The sequence below is a fragment of the Mesorhizobium sp. M4A.F.Ca.ET.020.02.1.1 genome, assembly GCF_004022645.1.
Lineage (GTDB): Bacteria > Pseudomonadota > Alphaproteobacteria > Rhizobiales > Rhizobiaceae > Mesorhizobium.
The window spans coordinates 1-2424 of the sequence record NZ_RZOI01000840.1; the positions used below are offsets into that span (position 1 = coordinate 1).

Here is a 2424-nt window from a genome sequence, read left to right on the forward strand (position 1 = left end):
CCGGCACGTTCTCGAATTCGTAGGTGACGACGGCGCTGGCCGCGGCGAGTTCGGCGAGGGCCGCGGCATCGTCATAGGCGGCTGTTATCTGGCGGTTGGCGACCTGGGCCGCCTATGACGATGCCGCGGCCATCGCCAGCATGCGGCCGAGCTGGCCGCCGCCGATGATGCCGATGGTCGATCCCGCCGGCAGGCTCATGGCGCGTCCGTCGGTTCGGCGGCAACCTTGGCGGTCTGGGCGGCGCGCCAGGCGTCCAGCCGGGCGGCCAGCCGGTCGTCGTTTAGCGCCAGCACGGCGGCGGCCAGCAGCGCCGCGTTCGCGGCACCCGCCTTGCCGATGGCCAGCGTGCCGACCGGAATGCCGGCCGGCATCTGGACGATGGAGAGCAGCGAATCCTGGCCCGACAGCGCCTTCGATTCCACCGGCACGCCGAAGACCGGAAGCGGCGTCATCGCCGCCGTCATGCCGGGCAGGTGCGCGGCGCCGCCGGCGCCGGCGATGATAACCTTGTAGCCGGCCGCCTTGGCGCTCTTGGCGAAATCATAGAGCCGGTCGGGGGTGCGGTGGGCCGAGACGATCAGCCGCTTGTGCGGGATGCCCAGCGCGTCCAGTGTTTCCGCTGCATGACGCATCGTCGCCCAGTCGGACTGGCTGCCCATGATGATGGCGACGTCGGCACGCTGATCGGTCAAAGTTTTCGCTCCCGGCGGCAAAGGCGCGCCTTAGCGGAATTCGCCAATCGCCGCAAGGATTGTCGCCGCAGCAAGGCCGCGGCCACGGGAGCCTAGTCCGGCCAGCGCAGCGATCCGGCTGAATCCTTGCGCGCCGCTTTCATCGCGTCGGCCGGGCGGTCATTCGCGGCCAGCACGGCGCGCAGGCGCTCGGCGACGATCTCGGCCTCGCCGGGATGGAGATTGCACGGATCGAGGAAGAAGTGGCCGCGCTCGACCTCGTGGTTGCGCACGATGATCGGCGGCAAGCCGGCGGCCAGCGCCGAGGCGAGGCCGGCGGCGGTGAAGCGGCTTTCGGGCGCGACGAATATTTGCAGGCGGTCGAGCGGATTGGCAGTCGGATCGGGAATGATGCGCGCGGCGATGCCGGGTAGACCCTGCAGCGCGTCCTTCCACAGATTGAGCGCCGCTTCCTCGCGCCGACGTATGCCGGCATGGTCGCGCTTCTCCCAGGCTTCCAGCGCCGCCATCGTGCCGGCGATGCTCTCCTTGCCGACCTTCATGGCTCGCGCAACACCGCGGTTCTGCAAATAGGCCGTGCGCACCAGATTCTTGCGGCCGGTGACGATGCCGCTGGTCGGGCCCGAGAGGAATTTGTGACCGCTGTAAACGACGATGTCGGCGCCACGCGCCAGGAAGCTGCGCAGATCGTATTCGGAAGCGGCGTCCACGATCACCGGCACGCCCTTGGCGTGGCAGATATCGCAGAACTCCTCCAGCGACAGCATGCCGTACTGCACGGTGTGATGGGCGACGACGTAGAGGGCGGCCGCCGTGCGCTCGTTGATCGCCTCGCGCACATGATAGTCCTGCGTGACGCTGACGGTGCCCGCCGGGACGACCCTTGCGCCGGCCACCCGGATCGACTGGTCGATCGGCGCGCCGTAGTTGACGATGTGGCCGAGCTGGATAACGACCTCCGACTTGAGGCCCTCGGTGTCGTCGGGCAGCCGCTCGATCGCCAGAAGGTTGGTGCCGGTCATCGCGCCGGCGATCGCCATTGTGATGCCTGAGGCGCAGCAGGCGGTGATGAAGCCGGCTTCGCCGCCGGTCAGCCGCGTGATGACCGTGCTGGCAGCGCGCTGCAGGTCGTCCATCTCCACCCATTGCGAGGCGATCTCGGCCATCGCGGCGATCGCTTCCGGAACGATGATCGAGGCGCCGAGCGTCGTCATCGTGCCGGAGACGTTGATGATCGGGCGCAGGCCGAGACGTTCGCGGATTGTCATGTTGGAGATCGTCATCTCTGGAATCCCATCTTGAAAAGACCTCAGGCGGCGATTTCGACCACCGCCTCGATTTCGACCGTGATGTTGCCCGGCAGCGAGCCGACGCCGATCGCCGAGCGCGCGTGCCCGCCGATCCTATCAAAGACGTTGGCGAAAAGATCGGAGCAGCCATTCACCACCTTCGGGTGGTCGCTAAGGTCGGCGTGGCGTTGACGAAGCCGAGCAGCTTGACGACGCGCACGATGCGGCCGAGGTCGCCGGCGGCCGCATGCATGACAGCCAGCAGGTTAAGCCCGGTGAGGCGGGCATGCTGATAGGCCTCCTCGACGGTGACATCCTCGCCGACCTTGCCGGTGCAGAGCGTACCGTCGGACCGCACGGGCCCCTGTCCGGAAAGGAAGATCAGCCGGCCGGCCTCGGCATGGGTGACGAAGCTGGCGATGGGCGTCGGCGGCTCGGGCAG

Annotated in this window: 2 protein-coding genes and 2 pseudogenes; all 4 read right to left on the reverse strand. The window is 68.0% G+C overall.

Annotated elements, in window-relative coordinates:
• Window positions 1–199, reverse strand: a pseudogene (locus EN742_RS31945) (5-(carboxyamino)imidazole ribonucleotide synthase); the annotation flags it as partial.
• Complete coding sequence (gene purE, locus EN742_RS31950; RefSeq protein ID WP_126057926.1) at window positions 196–693, reverse strand: 5-(carboxyamino)imidazole ribonucleotide mutase; 498 nt, start codon at window positions 691–693, stop codon at window positions 196–198. The gene purE and the pseudogene EN742_RS31945, both read right to left, overlap by 4 nt.
• A gap of 92 nt (window positions 694–785) precedes the next feature.
• Complete coding sequence (locus EN742_RS31955; RefSeq protein ID WP_245455773.1) at window positions 786–1961, reverse strand: aminotransferase class V-fold PLP-dependent enzyme; 1176 nt, start codon at window positions 1959–1961, stop codon at window positions 786–788.
• 41 nt (window positions 1962–2002) lie between these two features.
• A pseudogene (locus EN742_RS31960) lies at window positions 2003–2424 on the reverse strand (RidA family protein); the annotation flags it as partial.

Bases quoted from the DNA above. Each gene is read 5' to 3' on its own strand.
- EN742_RS31955 (WP_245455773.1), bottom strand. From the start codon at position 1,961: ATGACAATCCGCGAACGTCTCGGCCTGCGCCCGATCATCAACGTCTCC.